The sequence below is a fragment of the Sabulicella flocculans genome (genome assembly GCF_045449635.1).
In the GTDB taxonomy this organism is placed as follows: domain Bacteria; phylum Pseudomonadota; class Alphaproteobacteria; order Acetobacterales; family Acetobacteraceae; genus Roseococcus.
Map to the genome: position 1 here is coordinate 42,073 of NZ_JBJJBR010000011.1, position 16,237 is coordinate 58,309.

13 protein-coding genes are annotated in these 16,237 nt (G+C 72.6%); 6 read left to right on the top strand and 7 right to left on the bottom strand.

Features of this window, described 5'->3' with window-relative positions:
- The first annotated feature begins 84 nt into the window (after positions 1 to 84).
- Genes ACI6QG_RS11785 through ACI6QG_RS11795 form a run of 3 tightly spaced genes read left to right on the top strand, consistent with a single transcriptional unit; the run spans position 85 to position 4,336 of the window.
- Positions 85 to 1,971, top strand: a complete 1,887-nt coding sequence (locus ACI6QG_RS11785; RefSeq protein ID WP_407024757.1) for an AMP-binding protein — start codon at positions 85 to 87, stop codon at positions 1,969 to 1,971.
- Positions 1,968 to 2,738: an enoyl-CoA hydratase-related protein gene (locus ACI6QG_RS11790; RefSeq protein WP_407024758.1), complete on the top strand. Its 771-nt coding sequence runs from the start codon at positions 1,968 to 1,970 to the stop codon at positions 2,736 to 2,738. The genes ACI6QG_RS11785 and ACI6QG_RS11790 overlap by 4 nt, the downstream gene beginning before the upstream one ends.
- Positions 2,735 to 4,336: an acyl-CoA synthetase gene (locus ACI6QG_RS11795; protein ID WP_407024759.1), complete on the top strand. Its 1,602-nt coding sequence runs from the start codon at positions 2,735 to 2,737 to the stop codon at positions 4,334 to 4,336. Before ACI6QG_RS11790 ends, ACI6QG_RS11795 begins: the two co-directional genes overlap by 4 nt.
- On the opposite strand, the gene ACI6QG_RS11800 is transcribed toward ACI6QG_RS11795, so the two are convergent.
- The 7 genes from ACI6QG_RS11800 to ACI6QG_RS11830 form a co-directional block, all read right to left on the bottom strand.
- Complete coding sequence (locus tag ACI6QG_RS11800) at positions 4,320 to 5,483, bottom strand: MFS transporter (protein ID WP_407024760.1); 1,164 nt, start codon at positions 5,481 to 5,483, stop codon at positions 4,320 to 4,322. The two genes, ACI6QG_RS11795 and ACI6QG_RS11800, sit on opposite strands and share 17 nt — an antisense overlap.
- A complete protein-coding gene (locus ACI6QG_RS11805) occupies positions 5,483 to 6,082 on the bottom strand; it encodes a cysteine peptidase family C39 domain-containing protein (RefSeq protein WP_407024761.1) in 600 nt (199 codons plus the stop codon). The genes ACI6QG_RS11800 and ACI6QG_RS11805 overlap by 1 nt, the downstream gene beginning before the upstream one ends.
- A complete protein-coding gene (locus ACI6QG_RS11810; protein WP_407024762.1) occupies positions 6,079 to 7,104 on the bottom strand; it encodes an ABC transporter ATP-binding protein in 1,026 nt (341 codons plus the stop codon). Before ACI6QG_RS11810 ends, ACI6QG_RS11805 begins: the two co-directional genes overlap by 4 nt.
- Positions 7,101 to 8,078, bottom strand: a complete 978-nt coding sequence (locus ACI6QG_RS11815) for an ABC transporter ATP-binding protein (protein WP_407024763.1) — start codon at positions 8,076 to 8,078, stop codon at positions 7,101 to 7,103. The genes ACI6QG_RS11810 and ACI6QG_RS11815 overlap by 4 nt, the downstream gene beginning before the upstream one ends.
- Before the next feature lie 148 nt (positions 8,079 to 8,226).
- Positions 8,227 to 9,135 carry an ABC transporter permease gene (locus ACI6QG_RS11820; RefSeq protein ID WP_407024764.1) on the bottom strand — a complete coding sequence of 303 codons (909 nt, stop codon included), beginning with the start codon at positions 9,133 to 9,135 and terminating at the stop codon, positions 8,227 to 8,229.
- Positions 9,135 to 10,097 carry an ABC transporter permease gene (locus tag ACI6QG_RS11825; protein WP_407024765.1) on the bottom strand — a complete coding sequence of 321 codons (963 nt, stop codon included), beginning with the start codon at positions 10,095 to 10,097 and terminating at the stop codon, positions 9,135 to 9,137. Before ACI6QG_RS11825 ends, ACI6QG_RS11820 begins: the two co-directional genes overlap by 1 nt.
- Positions 10,094 to 11,656 carry an ABC transporter substrate-binding protein gene (locus ACI6QG_RS11830; RefSeq protein WP_407024766.1) on the bottom strand — a complete coding sequence of 521 codons (1,563 nt, stop codon included), beginning with the start codon at positions 11,654 to 11,656 and terminating at the stop codon, positions 10,094 to 10,096. The genes ACI6QG_RS11825 and ACI6QG_RS11830 overlap by 4 nt, the downstream gene beginning before the upstream one ends.
- A gap of 171 nt (positions 11,657 to 11,827) precedes the next feature.
- Between ACI6QG_RS11830 and ACI6QG_RS11835 the strand changes: the two genes are divergently transcribed.
- From ACI6QG_RS11835 to ACI6QG_RS11845, 3 genes are all read left to right on the top strand, one after another.
- Positions 11,828 to 14,383 (top strand): penicillin-binding protein 1A, encoded by a 2,556-nt coding sequence (locus tag ACI6QG_RS11835; protein ID WP_407024767.1) that lies wholly within the window; start codon positions 11,828 to 11,830, stop codon positions 14,381 to 14,383.
- A 10-nt stretch (positions 14,384 to 14,393) separates the two neighbouring features.
- Positions 14,394 to 15,525 (top strand): peptide chain release factor 2 gene (gene prfB, locus ACI6QG_RS11840; protein WP_407024768.1). Its coding sequence is split into 2 segments (ribosomal slippage): positions 14,394 to 14,462 and positions 14,464 to 15,525, totalling 1,131 coding nucleotides; the frame shifts between segments, so codons are not numbered across the junction.
- Complete coding sequence (locus ACI6QG_RS11845) at positions 15,522 to 16,232, top strand: metallophosphoesterase (protein WP_407024769.1); 711 nt, start codon at positions 15,522 to 15,524, stop codon at positions 16,230 to 16,232. Before prfB ends, ACI6QG_RS11845 begins: the two co-directional genes overlap by 4 nt.
- Positions 16,233 to 16,237 lie beyond the last annotated feature (5 nt).

Here is a 16,237-nt window from a genome sequence, read left to right on the forward strand (position 1 = left end):
GCACCGGCGGGGGCTGGCAAGGGCATCCGCCGGGTCCTATGCTGCGCCGCAAGAAAAGCAATCCATCGCGGGAGGGGAACAGGCATGTCCAGCTACGAGGACCGCTACGCGGAATGGCGGCGCGACCCGCTGGGCTGGTGGCTCGACGCCGCGCGCGGGCTGGACTGGTCCCGCTTCCCCACCCAGGCCTTCGACGCCGCGCAGGGCCCCTATGGCCGCTGGTTTCCCGATGGCGCGCTGAACACCTGCCACAACGCGCTGGACCGCCACGTCCAGGCCGGGCACGGCGCCCGCACCGCCCTGATCTGGGACAGCCCGATGACCGGGCGCGTGCAGCGCTTCACCTATGCCGAGATGCTGGGCCGGGTGGAGCGGCTGGCCGGCGCCCTGGCGGCGCGCGGCGTGGGCAAGGGCGACCGCGTCATCATCTACATGCCCATGGTGCCCGAGGCCGCGGTGGCCATGCTGGCCTGCGCGCGGCTGGGCGCCATCCACAGCGTCGTCTTCGGCGGCTTCGCGGCGGCGGAGCTGGCCGCGCGCATCGCCGACGCCACGCCCAAGGCGATCATCGCCGCCTCCTGCGGGCTGGAGCCGGGGCGGGTGGTCGCCTACAAGCCGCTGCTGGACGCGGCCATCGGCATGTCGCCGCACAAGCCGGATTTCTGCCTCATCCTCCAGCGCGAGCAGGCCGTGGCGAGCCTGGAGCCGGGCCGCGACTTCGACTTCGCCGAGGAGGAGGCCAATGGCGCCTCGCACCCCTGCGTGGATGTGGCGGCGACCGATCCGCTCTACATCCTCTACACCTCCGGCACCACCGGGAAGCCCAAGGGCATCGTGCGCGACAATGGCGGGCATGCGGTGGCGCTGCACCGCTCCATCAGCCTGATCTACGGCCTGAAGCCCGGCGACGTGATGTGGACCGCCAGCGATGTCGGCTGGGTGGTGGGCCATTCCTACATCGTCTACGCGCCGCTGCTGGCCGGCATCACCAGCGTGATGTTCGAGGGCAAGCCGGTCGGCACGCCCGATGCCGGCACCTTCTGGCGCGTCTGCGCCGAGCACGGGGTGAAGCTGCTCTTCACCGCCCCCACCGCGCTGCGCGCCATCCGCAAGGAGGACCCGCAGGGCGCGCTGATGGCGAAGCACGACCTGTCGCTGCTCGAAGCCCTCTACCTCGCGGGTGAGCGCTGCGACCCGCCCACCGCGCTGTGGGCGGCGGAGACGCTGCGGGTGCCGGTGGTGGACCATTGGTGGCAGACCGAGACCGGCTGGCCGATCACCGCCGGCTTCCGCGAATGGGGGCTGTTCGCGCCACGCCCGGGCTCAGGCGGCCGCGCCGCGCCGGGCTACGACGTGGTGGCGCTGGGCGAGGACGGGCACGAGGTGCCGCGCGGCCAGCAGGGCGCGCTGGCCATCCGCCTGCCGCTGCCGCCCGGCTGCGCGCCGACGCTGTGGCAGGCGGAGGACCGCTATCGGCAGGCCTACCTCTCCACCTTCAGCGGCTTCTACGACACCTCGGACGCGGGGATGGTGGACGAGGAGGGCTTCGTCTGGGTGATGGGCCGCACGGACGACATCATCAACGTCGCCGGCCATCGCCTGAGCACGGGCGCGATGGAGGAGGTGCTGGCCAGCCACCCGGACGTGGCGGAATGCGCCGTGGTCGGCATGGCGGACAGCCTGAAGGGCCAGGCGCCGCTGGGCCTCGTCGTGCTGAAGGCCGGCGCGGCGCGCGACGAGGCGCAGGTGGCGAAGGAGCTGGTGGCCCTGGTGCGCGAGCGCATCGGCCCCGTCGCCGCCTTCAAGGATGCGCGGGTGGTGCACCGCCTGCCCAAGACGCGCTCGGGCAAGATCCTGCGCGCCACCATCCGCAAGATCGCCGATGGCGAGGACTACGCCGTGCCGCCCACCATCGACGACCCGATGATCCTGGAGGAGATCGGCGCCGCGCTGGGCCGCGCGCCGGCATGATCCGCGCCACGCGCGGGCCGGATGGCGTGGCGCTGCTGGTGCTGGACCGCCCGGCCGCGCGCAACGCCCTGTCGCTCGCCATGCTGGAGGCGCTGCGCGACGCGCTGCGGGAAGCCGAGGACGCCCGCTGCGTGGTGCTGGCCGCCGAGGGCCCGGCCTTCTGCGCCGGCCACGACCTGCGCGAGATGACGGCGGCGCGCGACGATGCCGATGGCGGCCGCGCCCTGTTCGCCCGCACCCTGGCGCTGTGCGCCGAGGTGATGCAGGCGGTGGTGAACCACCCCGTGCCGGTGATCGCCGCGGTGGAGGGCATCGCCACCGCCGCCGGCTGCCAGCTCGCGGCCTCCTGCGACGTGGTGCTGGCGGCGCCATCGGCGGGGTTCTGCACGCCCGGCGTGGCCATCGGGCTGTTCTGCTCCACGCCCTCGGTGGCGCTGACCCGCGCGGTGGGCCGCCGCGCGGCGATGGAGATGCTGCTGACCGGCCGCGTGGTCCCGGCCGCCGAGGCGGTTCAGATGGGGCTGGCGACGCGCCTGGAGGCCGAGCCGCGCGCGGCGGCGCTGGCCATGGCCGCCGGCATCGCCGCGCGCTCGGGGCGGGCCATCCGCCTGGGCAAGCGCGCCGTGCTGGACCACGCGGATTGCGACCTGCCCGAAGCCTACCGCCGCGCCTCCGCCGCGATGGAGGAGAACCTCCTGGCCGCCGACGCCGGGGAAGGCATCGCCGCCTTCCTGGCCCGGCGCGAACCGCACTGGACCGACCGATGAACGATACCCTGCCGCGCACCCCGGCCAACCACCAGCCGCTGACGCCGCTGCTGTTCCTGGAGCGCACGGCCCAGGTCTTCCCCGACGCGCCCGCCATCGCCTACGGCGCCACCCGCCGCCCCTACCGCGAGCTGCGCGACCGCTGCGTGAAGCTGGCCCACGCGCTGACGCAGCTGGGGCTGGGCCGCGGCGACACGGTGGCCGTGCTGCTGCCCAACATCCCCGAGATGGTGGAGTGCCATTTCGGCGTGCCGATGGCCGGCTGCGTGCTGAACACGATCAACACGCGGCTGGACGCTGCGACCATCGCCTACATCCTCGACCATGGCGAGGCGAAGGCGCTGGTGGTGGACCGCGAATGGGCGCCGGTGGCGCGGCTGGCGCTGGCGCAATGCGCCGCCAGGCCGCACATCATCGAGGTGAACGACAGCGAGGCGCCTTCGGACGACACGCTGGGCGGCACGGGCTACGAGGCGTTCCTCGGCACCGGCGACGCCGGCTTCGCCTGGCCGCTGCCGCAGGATGAATGGGACGCCATCGCGCTGAACTACACCTCCGGCACCACCGGCAAGCCGAAGGGGGTGGTCTACCATCACCGCGGCGCGCAGCTGCTGGCCATGGGCAACGTGGTGTCGGCAGGGCTGCCGCGGCATCCGCGCTACCTGTGGACGCTGCCGATGTTCCATTGCAACGGCTGGTGCTTCCCCTGGACCGTCACCGCCATGGCCGGCACCCATGTCTGCCTGCGCGCCGTGCGCGGCCCGGTGCTGTGGCGCCTGATCGCCGATGAGCAGGTGACGCACATGTGCGGCGCGCCCATCATCATGTCCACGCTGCTGGGCACCGACGCGGCGGAGAAGCGCAGCCTGCCCGGCCCGCTGACCTTCGTGGTGGCCGGCGCCCCGCCGCCCGAGGCGGTGCTGGCGGCGATGCGCCAGGCGGGCTTCGGCATCCTGCACGTCTATGGGCTGACGGAATGCTACGGCCCCTCCGTCACCAACGAGTGGCACGCGGCCTGGAACACGCTGCCCGCCGCCGACCAGGCGCGGCTGATGGCGCGCCAGGGCGTGCGCTACCTGCCGCTGGAGAACCTGGACGTGCTGGACCCGCAGACCATGGCGCCCGTCCCGGCGGACGGCGCGACGATGGGCGAGGTGATGATGCGCGGCAACGTGGTGATGAAGGGCTACCTGAAGGACCCCGATTCCACCGCCAAGGCCTTCGCCGGCGGCTGGTTCCACACCGGCGACCTCGCGGTGAAGTACCCGGACGGCTACATCCAGCTGCGCGACCGCTCCAAGGACATCATCATCTCGGGCGGCGAGAACATCTCCTCCATCGAGGTGGAGGACGCGCTGTACAAGCACCCGGCGGTGGCGGTGGCCGCCGTGGTGGCCCAGCCGGACGAGAAATGGGGCGAGGTGCCCTGCGCCTTCGTCGAGCTGAAGCCCGGCGAGGAGGCGGACGAGGCCGCGCTGGTGGCGCATTGCCGCGGCATCCTGCCCGGCTTCAAGGTGCCCAAGCGCGTGGTCTTCACCGAGCTGCCCAAGACCAGCACCGGCAAGATCCAGAAGCACGAGCTCAGGCGGCTCGTGTGACCCGGATGGCGGCGCGGAAGGCCAGCGCCGCCACCAGCCCCAGCAGGGCCAGCAGCCAGGGCGCCGCGGCGTAGCCGCCCTGCCATTCCCACAGCAGCGCCACCAGCACCGGCCCGGCCATGCGCGGCGCCACCGCCAGCAGCTGCAAGGCGCCGCTGACCGCGCCATAGCCCTCGCGCCCCAGGATCTCCGCCGTGCCGGCGGCGCGCACGATGGTCAGCAGCCCGTCGCTGACCGCCCAGAACAGCACGAAGGGCAGCAGCGCCACCACCTGCGCGGGCGACAGCGCCAGCCACAGCAGCGCCAGCGGCAGCAGCCATGTCGCCACATTGCCGGCCAGCAGCACCGGCAGCCGCCCCCCGGCGGCGAACAGCAGGGCGCGCGCCCCCACCTGCACCGGCCCGTGCAGCGCCGCCAGCAGGAGGACGCTGCCCTCGGCCAGCCCGGTCTCGCGCAGCAGGGGCACCAGGTGGGCGCCCAGCGCCGTGCCGATGAAGGAATGCGCCGCCAGGCACAGCGCCAGCGGCCGGAAGCCCGCCATGCGCCAGATGTCGCGCAGCGGCGGCGAGGGCGCGGCGGCGCGCGGCGCGTGCGGCGCGGCGCGGAACTGCCACCACGCCACCGCCGCGCAGGAGAGCTGCATGGCCGCCAGCACGCCCAGCGCGCCGCGCCAGCCCAGCTGCACCTCCAGCGCCGCCACCAGCGGCACGAAGACGGTGCCGGTGAAGCCGGAGATCAGGGTGATGCCGGTCACTGCTCGCGTGGGGTCGCGCGCCACCGCCACCACCACCGCCATCGCCGCCACCCACAGCGCGGTGGCGTGCGCCACGCCGATGGCCGCCCAGACGAGGTAGAAGGCGACCGGGTGCGTCACCAGCGCCCAGCCGGCCAGCGCCGCGGCGCCCAGCAGCGCCCCGCCGACCAGCGGCAGCCGCCCGCCATGCCGGTCGATGAACCGCCCGACCGGGATGGCCAGCACGCCGGCCACCAGCAGCCCCAGGGTGAAGCCGCCCGACAGCGTGGCGCGCGACCAGCCGAGGTCGCGCTCCATCGGCTGCAGCAGCAGGGCGAAGGGGATGAACAGGGTGCCCCAGCCCACCGACTGGGTGTAGGCGGTGGCCAGGACCAGCCCGGTGTCGCGCCGCATCACCCGAGCAGGATGCCGCGCTCGGCGTGGAAGCGCGCGAAGCTCGGCACGTCCAGGCGCGCGTCGCGCCGGGTGGCCGCCAGGTGGCCGGACGGGTTGTGGAAGCGCAGCCGGCCCTGCCGGTCGGTGCCGAACACCAGCACCAGGTGCCCGCCGGTCTGCGGCGGGTCGGCCGCCGGGGTGCGGATGGCCGGATGGACGGAGGCGACGTAGAGCCGCCCGGCTGCCAGCCAGCCGGGAATGGCGGCGGCGGGCTGGTCCAGGATGATCTCCGCCGGGATGCCCTGCCGGCGCAGCCAGGCGACGGCGCCGGCATAGACCAGCCCGCGGATGCTGCCATCCTGTTGCAGTTCGTAGCCGCCCAGGCGTTGCACGGCGCGGCGCAGGGCGTGGATGGTGGGCACCGGACGGCCCAGCGCGCCCAGCGCCATCTGCAGGCAGGCCATGCCACACAGGTGATTGGCCCAGCGCGCGTATTCGGCGCGGGAGCGCGCGCCGGTCTGGGCCCAGGCCGGGTCGTCCTCGAACGCGCCCTGGCCGAAGGCGAGGCGCCGCAGCAGCCGCGGCGTCGCCACCTGCGCGAAGAAAGGCGGGATCACGCCGCCTTGTCGTTCAGGTGGCAGGCCGAGAAATGGCCCGGCGCCACCTGCTTCAGCGCCGGCACCTCGACGCGGCAGCGGTCGAAGGCGTGCGGGCAGCGCGGGTGGAAATGGCAGCCCGGCGGCGGGTTGAGCGGCGAGGGGATCTCGCCCTGCACGGTGTTGAAGGCCCGCTTGCGCGCCTCGATGCGCGGCACCGCCGAGAGCAGCGAGACGGTGTAGGGGTGGTTGGGGCGCTTGAAGACCTCCTCGGCCGGCGCCTGCTCCACCACGCGGCCCAGGTACATGATGACCACGCGGTCGCTCAGGTGCTCCACCACGCCGAGGTCGTGCGAGATGAACAGGTAGGTCAGGTCCAGCTCGCGCCGCAGCGCCATGAACAGGTTGAGGATCTGCGCCTGGATGGAAACGTCCAGCGCCGCCACCGCCTCGTCGCAGACGATGAATTCGGGCTGCACGGCCAGCGCGCGGGCGATGCCGATGCGCTGGCGCTGGCCGCCGCTGAACTGGTGCGGGTAGCGCTTCTTGAAGGCGGGGTCCAAGCCGGCGCGGCGCATCTGCGCGTCCACATAGGCGTCGAACTGGCCGCGCGGCACCATGCCGTGGAAGGCGGGTGCCTCGCCCACGATGTCCTCCACCCGCATGCGCGGGTTGAGGCTGGCATAGGGGTCCTGGAAGATCATCTGCGTGCGCAGCTTGGCCTCGCGCTTCGCGGGGCCGTCCAGCGCGGCCACGTCCCGCCCGCGCCACAGCACGGTGCCGTCGGAAGGCGGCAGGATGCCGGCGACCATGCGGCCCAGGGTGGACTTGCCGCAGCCGGACTCGCCGACGAGGCCCACCACCTCGCCCTTGCGGATGGAGAGGTTCACGCGGTCCACCGCGTGAACCGTCTCCTCGCGCACCGGCGCGCCGAGGCGGCGGGCGATCTTGCCGGCGAAGTCGAGCTTCTTCTCGAAGCGGCGGGACAGGTCGCGCAGCTCGATGATTGGCCGCTCCGCGGCGGTGATGGGCGCGTCGCTCATGCCGGCACGCCTTCCAGGTGCGGGTGGAAGCAGCGGGCGCGCTGGCCCTCGCGCAGAGGCGTCAGGGCCGGTTCCTGCAGGCAGGCCTCGTCGGCGCGCTCGCAGCGGGTGCGGAAGGCGCAGCCGGCAGGCAGCTTGAGCAGGGAGGGCGTCATGCCGGGGATCTGGCGCAGCGGCTCGCCGCGGCGGTTGCGGCTGGGCACGCTGCCGATGAGGCCCACCGTGTAGGGGTGCAGCGGCGCGTCCAGCACCTGGCCCACCGGCCCGTCCTCGACGATGCGGCCGGCATACATCACGGCGATGTCGTCGGCGAGGCCGGCGACCACGGACAGGTCATGGGTGATCCAGATGATGCTGGTGCCGGTGGTGGCGGCCAGCTTCTGCACCTCGGCCAGGATCTGGCCCTGGATGGTGACGTCCAGCGCCGTCGTCGGCTCGTCGGCCACGATGAGGTCGGGGCGGTGCAGCAGGGCGATGGCGATGGCCACGCGCTGGCGCATGCCGCCGGAGAACTGGTGCGGATAGGATTTCAGCCGCTCGTCGGGGGAGGGGATGCCGACCATGCCCAGCGCGTCGCGCGCGCGCTGGCGGGCGGTCTCGCGGTCCACCTGCTCATGGGCCAGCACCGTCTCGATCATCTGCGTGTCCACGCGCAGGACCGGGTTCAGCGTCATCATCGGGTCCTGGAAGATCATGGCGATGCGGTTGCCGCGGAGCTTGCGCATCTCCTCCTCATCCAGCTTCGCCAGGTCCTTGCCCTGGAACAGGATGGAGCCGCCGACCACGCGGCCCGGCGCATCCACCAGCCCGATGACGGAGAAGCCGGTGACCGACTTGCCCGAGCCGGATTCGCCGACGAGGCCCAGCACCTTGCCGCGGCCGACGGTGAAGGAGACGCCGTCCACCGCCTTCACCACGCCGGCGCGGGTGAAGAAATGCGTCTTGAGGTCGCGGACCTCCAGCGTGGGAGTCATGGGCAAACCTTGAATGACATTCCGGCCGCACGGCGGCCGGCGCCGCCAGACCGGCTGCGAGGCAGGGCGCACCCGAGGCGCGGCGAAGCCAAGCGCGCGGAGCGCGCGCCCGGCGTCTGAGGGCACGAAAGAGGGCTCAATCCCAGGCTCATTTCTTCAGCCTGGGATTGAGCACGTCGCGCAGGTGGTCGCCCATCAGGTTGATGGAGACGATGGTGATGAGCAGCGCCACGCCCGGGTAGAAGCTGATCCAGTACTTGCCGCTCAGCATGTACTCGTAGCCATTGGCGATCAGCAGCCCCAGCGAGGGCTCGGTGATCGGCACCCCCAGGCCGAGGAAGCTCAGCGTCGCCTCCAGCGCGATGGCGCGCGCCACCTGGATGGTGCCGACCACGATCAGCGGCGGCAGGCAATTGGGCAGCAGGTGGCGGAACAGGATGCGCCGCGTGGGCAGCGCCAGGCATTGCGCGGCCTCGATGTATTCGCGCCGCCGCTCCACCAGCGCCGAGCCGCGCACGGTGCGCGCGTAATAGGCCCATTCGACGATCACCAGCGCGATGACGACGTTGAGGATGCCCTTGCCCAGGAAGGCCAGGATCATCAGCGCCGCCAGGATGGTGGGGAAGGAGAGCTGCAGGTCCACCACGCGCATGATCACGCTGTCGGTGCGGCCGCCGGCATAGGCCGCCAGCATCCCCAGCGAGGCGCCGACCAGCCCGGCGATCAGCGCCGACCCGGCGCCGACGGTGAGCGAGATGCGCAGCCCGTAGAGGATGGCCGAGAGCATGTCGCGCCCCTGGTCATCCGTGCCCAGCAGGTGGGTGATGCCCGAGGCGCCGACCGCCCCCGGCTCCAGCCGCCCGTCCATGATGTCGATGGTGCCGAGGTCGTAGGGGTCCTGCGGCGCGATCCAGGGCGCGAACACCGCCAGCAGCACGATGCCCGTGAAGACGATGAAGCCGCCCAGCGCGATCTTCGACGCCGCGAACTCGCTGAGGAAGCGGCGGAGGGGCGTCTCCTCCTTCGCCGGGGCGGGGGTGGCGGTGGTGGCGCTCATCAGCCCTGCCCCTCCAGCCGCACGCGGGGGTCGAGCACGCTGTACATGATGTCCACCACCAGGTTGATGACGATGAACATCAGCACGATGATCATCAGGTAGGCCACGATCACCGGGCGATCCAGCACGTTGATGCTGTCGATGATCAGCTTGCCCATGCCCGGCCAGGCGAACACCGATTCCGTGACGACGGAGAAGGCGATGGTCGAGCCCAGCTCCAGCCCCACCACCGTCACCACCGGGATCAGGATGTTCTTGAACACGTGCACGTAGGTGACGCGCGCCGGCGACAGCCCCTTGGCGCGGGCGAACTTCACGTAGTCCATCAGCATCGTCTCGCGCACGCCCGAGCGGGTGAGGCGGATCACCAGGCTGATCTTGAACAGCGCCAGGTTGATGGAGGGCAGGATGAGGTGGGAGATGCCGTTGGCGGTCAGGAAGGACCAGCCCCACAGCGTCTCCCCGCGGCCGGTGGAGGGCAGCCAGCCCAGCTGCACCGCGAAGACCATGATCAGCATCAGCCCGACCCAGAAGGTGGGCAGCGAGAAGCCGAGGATGGAGCCGGCCATGATGGCCTTGGCCCCCGCGCTGTCCGGGTGCAGCCCGGCATAAAGGCCCAGCGGCAGCCCGACCAGGATGGCGAAGATGGTGGCGCCGAAGGCCAGCTCCATCGTCGCCGGCATCTTCTGCAGGATGAGTTGCAGCGCGGGCTCATTGAACACGAAGGACCGCCCCAGGTCGCCGCGCAGCGCGTTCTGCACGAAGACCAGGTATTGCTGCCACAGCGGCCGGTCCAGCCCCAGCGCCACGATGGCGCGCGCGCGCTCCGCCTGGTCGGCGTCGGGGGAGATCAGGATCTCCACCGGGTCGCCCACCGCATATACGCCGACGAAGACGATGATGCTCATCGCGATGAGCACCAGCAGCGACTGGAACAGGCGCCGCAGCAGGTAGACGGTCATCGGGCGGGCTTCACGTCCTGCGCGCGCGTCAGCTCGTCGGCGCGCGAATCATGCCGCAGGTGGCGGCGCATCGCCCAGATGTTGGTCTGGATGTGCAGCGGGATGATCGCCACGTCCTCCAGCGCCATGCGCTGGGCGCGGATCAGGATCTGCTCGCGCTGCGCGTCGTCGATGGTGCGCAGCGCCTCGGTCAGCAGCGCGTCCACCTGCGGGTTGGAGTAGCGCCCGCGGTTGGAGGCCCCCCAGCCGCGCGAGGCGTCGAAGCCGGCGATGAGGTTGCGCAGCGGGTGCGATCCCTCGGGGTTGGAGCCCCAGCCGATCAGGAAGGCGCTGAACTCCTGCCGGCCGGCGCGGGCGACGAAGGTGGTCCAGGGCTGCGCCTCCACCGCGGTGCGCACGCCGATGCGCGTCCACATCTGGCCGATGGCCTGGATGATGCGCCCGTCATTCGGGTAGCGGTCGTTCGGCCCGTGCAGGGTGATGCGGAAGCCCTGCGGGAAGCCGGCCTCGGCCAGCAGGCGGCGCGCGCCCTCGGCGTCGAAGCGCGGCGGCGGCAGGTCGGGCACGTAGGAGAAGATGCCCGGCGGGAAGAACTGCCCCGAGGGCGTGGCCGCGCCCTCCATCACGCGCTCGGTGATGGCGTTGCGGTCGATCGCCATGGACAGCGCGCGGCGCACCCGCAGGTCGCGCAGCGGGTTGCGCTCGATCGGCCGCCCCTCGTTGTCGGTGACGAAGGGCGAGGCGCCCTCGCGCGGGTGGTCCAGCGAGAGGTAGATGATGCGCAGGCCCGTCACCTCGCTCATGTGCAGGCGGTCGTCGCGGCGCAGCCGCGCGAGGTCGGCGGTGGGCACCTGGTCGATGAACTCGACGTCGCCGGCCAGCAGCGCGGCGGTGCGCGCGCTGTCGTTGACGATCATGCGGTAGGTCACGCGCTGCCAGTGCGGCTTGTCGCCCCAGTAGGCGTCGTTGCGCTCGAACTCGATGCGGTCGCCCAGGCGGTGGGTGGCCACGCGGAAGGGGCCGGTGCCCACGGCGGCGCGCCCGGCGTTGAAGTCCTCGGTCGCGGCGTTCTGGTGGGTCTCGCGGTCCAGGATGTAGATGTTGGTGAGGTCCTGCGGCAGCAGCGGGTAGGGGCCGTCGGTGCGGAAGCGGATGGTGTGGGGGTCCACGACCGTCACCTCCCGGATCGGGCGCACGAAGGCCGCGAAGGAGGAGGGGGAGTTCGGCACGTTGGGGACGCGGCCCAGAGTGAAGGCCACGTCCTCGGCGGTGAAGGGGTTGCCGTTGTGGAAGGTGACGCCGCGGCGCAGCCGGAACTCCCAGGTGTCGGGCGCCACGGTGGACCAGGATTCCGCCAGCCCCGGCACCATGCGCGCCTGGCCGTCGGTGTTCACCAGCCGGTCGAACACCATGGCGGCGACGGCGTTGTTGGGCGAGAGCTGGTGGAAATGCGGGTCCAGGCTGGTCACCGGGGCGCCGACTGCCATGGACAGCGTCTGCGCCGAGGCGGGCAGCGCCAACGCGCCGGCCAGCGCCAGCGCCGCGAGGGTCATGCGCATCTCGTCTCTCCTGGAAGCCCCGTCAGGGTGACATGTCTAGCAGCATCATTCCGTCACGCGCCAGATGGCCTTTCCGTCATCTTCCGCGCCCCGCGCGGGCCAACCCGCCGGAAATGCCGGGCGTTGGAAGCCTGCCGCCTGTGCTAGAGTGACCCCACCATGCCGGAACCGATGCCCGAACCCACCGCCGCGCCCGAGGCGCGGATGGCCCCGCCGCCCGCGCCGCCGCCCGCCAAGGCGAAGGCCCGGCGCCGCGGCGTCGGGCTGTTCGGCGGCTTCGTGAAGCTGCTGCTCATCCTCGCGGTGGTCGGCGCGGTGGGGGCCGGGGTGGCGGGCTGGGGCTTCTACCGCCAGCTCTCGGCCGACCTGCCGGACCACAAGTGGCTGGCCGACTACCAGCCCCAGCAGATGAGCCGCATCTACGCCGCCGATTCCCGCCTGATGGCCGAGCTGGCGGCGGAGCGCCGGGTCTTCGTGCCCATCGAGGCGATTCCCCAGCGCCTCCAGCAGGCCTTCATCTCCGCCGAGGACCAGCGCTTCCGCGAGCACCAGGGCGTGGATCCCATCGGCATGGTGCGCGCGGGCGTGTTCTTCGCGCAGAACTACGGCAGCGGCCGGCGCATGCAGGGCGCCTCCACCATCACCCAGCAGGTGGCCAAGAACATGCTGGTGGGCAGCGACCGCACGGTGCTGCGCAAGGCGCGCGAGGCCATCCTGGCCGTGCGCATCGAGCAGGCGCTGAGCAAGGACCGCATCCTGGAGCTCTACCTGAACGAGATTTTCCTGGGCGCGCAGGCCTACGGCGTCGCCGCCGCCGCCCAGGCCTACTTCTCCAAGAGCCTGGACGAGCTGAGCCTGGGCGAGATGGCCTTCCTGGCCGCGCTGCCCAAGGGCCCCAACAACTACAACCCCCAGCGCTTCCCCGAGGCCGCGCGCATCCGCCGCGACTGGGTGCTGGATCGCATGGCCGAGGACGGCGCGGCCACGGCGGAGGAGGTGGCGGCCGCCAAGGCCCAGCCCATCCAGGCCCGCCCGACCCGCCGGCCGGAGGTGGTGCCGGTGGGCGGCCACTACACCGAGGAGGTGCGGCGCGAGCTGCTGCAGCGCTTCGGCGCCGAGCAGACCCAGGGCGGCGGGCTGGTGGTGCGCACCGCGCTGGACCCCGCCCTGCAGGCCGCCACCGAGGCGGCGCTGCGCCAGGGCCTGCTTTCCTACGACCGCCGGCGCGGCGGCTGGCGCGGCCCGGTGGCGCGCATCGCCGCCGGCCCGACCGAATGGCTGCCGGCGCTGGACGCCCTGCCGCCCACGCCCGGCATGCTGCCCGAATGGCGCCGCGCCGTGGTGCTGGAGGTCCGCAACACCGAGGCCCGGCTGGGCTGGATCGAGCGCCCCAACCCCCGCGCCCCGGCCGAGCCGCGCACCGGCACGCTGCCCTTCCAGGACATGGGCTGGGCGCGCCCGGTGCTGCAGACGCCGCCCCTGGTCGCCTTCCGCATCGGCCCCTCGCCGCGCCGCATGCAGGACGTGGTGGCCCCGGGCGACGTGGTGCTGGTGGAGGTGGAGCCCGCCCGCCCCGCCGAGGGCCGCACCCCGGCCCGCCCCGGCCGGCTGGTGCTGCGCCAGATCCCCGAGGTGGAGGGCGCCATCGTCGCGCTGGACCCCCATTCGGGGCGCGTGCTGGCGATGGCCGGCGGCTGGAGCTTCGACAAGAGCCAGTTCAACCGCGCCTCCCAGGCGCTGCGCCAGCCCGGCTCCTCCTTCAAGCCCTATGTCTACCTGGCGGCGCTGGAGGCCGGCATCCCGCCCAACCAGCGCTTCCTCGACGCGGCGGTGGAGGTGGCGACGCCGCAGGGCGTGTGGCGGCCGGGCAACTACTCGGGCAACGCCTCCGGCGGCTACGTCTCCATGCGCAACGCCATGGAGCGCAGCCTCAACCTCGTCACCGTGCGCATCGCGCAGGAGGTGGGGATGGACAAGGTGAGCGAGCTGGCCGGGCGCGTCGGCGTCATCGACAACATGCCGCGCTTCCTGGCGCTGAGCCTGGGCGCGGGAGAGACGACGGTGCTGCGCCAGGCCGCCGGCTACGCCGCCATGGTCAATGGCGGGCGGCGGGTGGAGCCCTCCTTCATCGACAGCGTGCAGGACGGGCGCGGCCGCGTCATCTGGCGCAACGGCGCGCGCGGCTGCGAGGGCTGCGACCGCGGCCCGGAGGCCGGCCCGCCGGAGGTGACGGACACCCGCCGACAGGCGCTGGACCCCATCGCCGCCTACCAGATGACCTCCATCCTGCAGACCGCGGTGCAGTCCGGCACCGGCACCCGCGCCGGCGCCGGGCTGAACCGCCCGGTGGCCGGCAAGACCGGCACGACGGACGACTACCGCGACAACTGGTTCGTCGGCTTCACCCCCGACATCGTGATCGCGGTGTGGATCGGCCATGACGAGCCGCGCTCGCTTGGCTCGGGCGAGACCGGCGGCACCAACGCCGCGCCCATCTTCCGCGAGGTGGCGGCCGCCGCCCTGCGCGACAGCCCGGCCGTGCCGTTCCGCGCCCCGCCCGGCGTGGCCCTGGTGCGCATCACCGACGACCGCGGCCGCTCCTTCCTGGAGGCGTTCCGCCCGGGCACGGAGAACAGCGCCACCGCCGGCATCGGCGGCATGACGCCCGCCGGCGGCGCGGCGGAGGCCGCGCGGCAGGTGGACACCGGGCTGGGCGGGCTGTATTGACCGCCCCGCCATGCGCGCCGATGCCACCCAATTGCAAGAGCAGATCACGGAATCCGTGTCCCTGCTGAGGAGGCATCTTTGACTGGGATGCCGCCACCGCCCGCCTCGCGGAGCTGACCAGCTTCTCCGAGGACCCCGACCTCTGGAACCGCCCCGCCGAGGCGCAGAAGGTGATGCGGGAGAAGAACCGCCTGCAGGACCAGCTCGACGGCGTGCGCGCCCTCGAGCAGGGCGTGGCCGACGCGCTGGAGCTGATCGAGCTGGCCGAGGCCGAGGGCGACGCCGCCACCGCCGACGCCGCGGTGGCCGACCTCCAGGGCTACGCCGCCGAGGCCAAGCGCCGCGAGATCGAGAGCCTGCTGTCCGGCGAGGCGGATTCCAACGACGCCTACGTGGAGGTGAACGCCGGCGCCGGTGGCACCGAGGCGCAGGACTGGGCCGAGATGCTGCTGCGCATGTACATGCGCTGGGCGGAGAAGCGCGGCTACAAGGTCACGCTCACCGAGCAGTCGGATGGCGAGCAGGCCGGCATCAAGTCCGCCACGCTGCAGGTGAGCGGCCCCAACGCCTATGGCTGGCTGAAGACCGAGAGCGGGGTGCACCGGCTGGTGCGCATCTCCCCCTTCGACGCCGCCAAGCGCCGGCAGACCTCCTTCGCCAGCGTCTATTGCTACCCGGTGATCGACGACAAGATCGAGATCGAGATCAACCCGGCCGACCTCAAGACCGACACCTTCCGCGCCTCCGGCGCCGGCGGGCAGCACGTCAACAAGACCGAGTCCGGGGTGCGCTTCACCCACATCCCCACCGGCATCGTCGCCGCCTCGACGCAGGACCGCTCGCAGCACCGCAACCGCGAGATCGCGATGAACATGCTGAAGGCGCGCCTGTACGAGCTGGAGCTGAAGAAGCGCGAGGCGATCAGCGACGCCACCGAGGCCGGCAAGACCGACATCGGCTGGGGCCACCAGATCCGCTCCTACGTGCTGCAGCCCTACCAGCTGGTGAAGGATCTGCGCACCAGCGTGGAGAAGGGCAACCCCGACGCCGTGCTGGACGGCGACCTGGACGAGTTCATGGCCGCCGCCCTGGCCGCCCGCGTGGGCGCCACCCGCAGCGAGGCGAGCGCCTCGGCGCAGTGAACTGGCAACCGGCCCCGGCGGCGCTGGAACCCGGGCACCGCCTCTATGCCATCGGCGACGCGCATGGCTGCGCCGAACGGCTGCGCGCCCTGCACCGGGCGGTGCGCGACGACCTGCGCGCCCGGCCCTGCGCCCAGGCCACCCTGGTCCACCTGGGCGACCTGATTGACCGCGGCCCCGACAGCGCCGGCTGCCTCGACGCGGCGCTGGGCTTCGACGCCTGCCCGTCGCTGAGCCTGCGCGGCAACCACGAGGACACCGCCCTGCTGGCCCTGGCCGGCGAGGGCTACGCCTGCGCCGACTGGCTGGACACCGGCGGGCGGGCGGCGCTGCGCTCCTGGGGCGTCAGCGACCTGTCGCCCCGCGCGACCTGGGCGGCGGGCGTGCCGCTGCGCCACCGCGACTACATGGCCGGCATGGCGCTGCACCACCGCGCCGGGCCCTACCTGTTCGTGCATGCCGGCATCCGGCCGGGCGTGCCGCTGGAGGAACAGTCGCGCGACGACCTGCTGCGCATCCGCCGCGCCTTCCTGGACAGCGAGGCCGACCACGGCTGCGTGGTGGTGCACGGCCACACCCCCACCCGCGACCGCCGGCCGGAGCTGCGCCCCAACCGCATCAACCTCGACACCGGCGCGGTGTTCGAGGGCGGGCAGCTCACCCTGGCGGTGTTCGAGGCGGACCGCGTGGGCTTCGTGCAGGCCTGAGGCCG

Excerpts from the sequence above, each read along its gene's own strand:
- ACI6QG_RS11785 (WP_407024757.1), top strand. The coding sequence starts at position 85 with ATGTCCAGCTACGAGGACCGCTACGCGGAATGGCGGCGCGACCCGCTG.
- ACI6QG_RS11790 (WP_407024758.1), top strand. The coding sequence starts at position 1,968 with ATGATCCGCGCCACGCGCGGGCCGGATGGCGTGGCGCTGCTGGTGCTG.
- ACI6QG_RS11795 (WP_407024759.1), top strand. The coding sequence starts at position 2,735 with ATGAACGATACCCTGCCGCGCACCCCGGCCAACCACCAGCCGCTGACG.
- ACI6QG_RS11800 (WP_407024760.1), bottom strand. The coding sequence starts at position 5,483 with ATGCGGCGCGACACCGGGCTGGTCCTGGCCACCGCCTACACCCAGTCG.
- ACI6QG_RS11810 (WP_407024762.1), bottom strand. The coding sequence starts at position 7,104 with ATGAGCGACGCGCCCATCACCGCCGCGGAGCGGCCAATCATCGAGCTG.
- ACI6QG_RS11815 (WP_407024763.1), bottom strand. The coding sequence starts at position 8,078 with ATGACTCCCACGCTGGAGGTCCGCGACCTCAAGACGCATTTCTTCACC.
- ACI6QG_RS11820 (WP_407024764.1), bottom strand. The coding sequence starts at position 9,135 with ATGAGCGCCACCACCGCCACCCCCGCCCCGGCGAAGGAGGAGACGCCC.
- ACI6QG_RS11825 (WP_407024765.1), bottom strand. The coding sequence starts at position 10,097 with ATGACCGTCTACCTGCTGCGGCGCCTGTTCCAGTCGCTGCTGGTGCTC.
- ACI6QG_RS11830 (WP_407024766.1), bottom strand. The coding sequence starts at position 11,656 with ATGCGCATGACCCTCGCGGCGCTGGCGCTGGCCGGCGCGTTGGCGCTG.
- ACI6QG_RS11835 (WP_407024767.1), top strand. The coding sequence starts at position 11,828 with ATGCCCGAACCCACCGCCGCGCCCGAGGCGCGGATGGCCCCGCCGCCC.